General features: G+C 36.9%; 1 protein-coding gene and 1 pseudogene. Both read left to right on the top strand.

Annotation, left to right across the window (positions count from 1 at the left end):
- Positions 1-123, top strand: a pseudogene (locus tag O9295_RS14720) (IS630 family transposase); the annotation flags it as partial.
- 530 nt (positions 124-653) lie between these two features.
- Positions 654-1324: RNA-guided endonuclease InsQ/TnpB family protein (locus O9295_RS14715; RefSeq protein ID WP_288033522.1), on the top strand; the 671-nt coding region annotated here is incomplete at its 3' end.

The raw sequence follows: 1324 nt of genomic DNA, 5'->3' as shown, positions 1-1324 counted from the left end.
CGAGAATTTGAAAATAAAGAAGAACTGGAAAAAGTAGTCAATCAGCTTTTAAATGAAGGGGGATTGATTATTAAATGGAGTAGAAAACTTAAAAATAAGGGTAATGCTGTCAATGTAACTTAAATGCGTAAAAGCTTACCTCACTAGCTTAGGAAACGCTATAGTCCTTCGTATTCTCTCAAAAAATCAAGGTATATATTGGGTTAGCCATTGATACAAACACTGGAGAAATTAATGATTTTATCTAGAAAATAGGAGCTATAAATAGGCTCAAAAATACTAGAAAATTTACCATTAGCTGCTCGAAAATATGCTATTGTTTACGGGAATTTTTGCGATTCATGCAAAACAGTAATTACTCGTCAAAGTCAGGGAGCATTAGGAAAAGAAAGTGTTCAAAATAATCCGATCAAAAGATTAAATAATACTTGTCGACAACGGGTTTCTCGGTTAGTGAGAGAGAGTCTATCGTTCTCTAAAAAAATGGAGAATCACCTTGGGTATCCCTTTGGTATTTTATCCATGACTACAATACCCAAGGAAGTAAAGGTTAAGCCGTCATCGGAAATTTTGGGTCTGAAACCCCGCCGTTTTACGGCGGCTTTGCTGTTAAATCTTAGCGCATTTACAAAATATGTGTTAGAATGTGAGGTATGGAAAAAGCCTATTCGTTTCGATTTTACCCCACACCCGAACAAGAGTCGCTATTGCGGCGCACTTTGGGCTGTGTAAGATTAGTTGACAATAAAGCTCTCCATCTCAGAACACAAGCATGGTACGAAAGACAAGAAAGAGTAGGATATACTGAAACTTCTTCAATGCTAACCGATTGGAAAAAACAAGAAGAATTAGAGTTTTTAAACGAAGTTAGCTGTGTACCCTTACAACAAGGGTTAAGACATTTACAAACAGCTTTCACTAATTTCTTTGCTGGTCGTACTAAGTATCCCAACTTTAAGAAAAAACATCAAGGAGGAAGTGCCGAATTTACCAAGTCTGCTTTTAAGTTCAAAGACAAACAAATCTATTTAGCCAAATGCACAGAACCTTTACCTATTCGATGGTCAAGACAAATACCAGAAGCTTGTGACCCAAGTACAGTAACAGTCAGATTACATCCATCAGGACGTTGGCATATTTCAATTAGATTTGATGACCCAACGATTAAGCCTTTACCCCCAACCGATAAAGCCATCGGAATTGACTTAGGAATTAGTAGCCTAGTAATTACCAGCGATGGAGACAAGGTATCTAATCCTAAGCATTTTAAGAAACATTATCGGAGGTTGCGAAAGGCACAAAAAAGTCTTTCTCGAAAACAGAA

It is taken from the genome of Microcystis sp. LE18-22.4A, assembly GCF_027531105.1.
GTDB classification, from domain to species: domain Bacteria; phylum Cyanobacteriota; class Cyanobacteriia; order Cyanobacteriales; family Microcystaceae; genus Microcystis; species Microcystis aeruginosa.
This window is presented reverse-complemented; position numbering and strand designations above follow the sequence as displayed.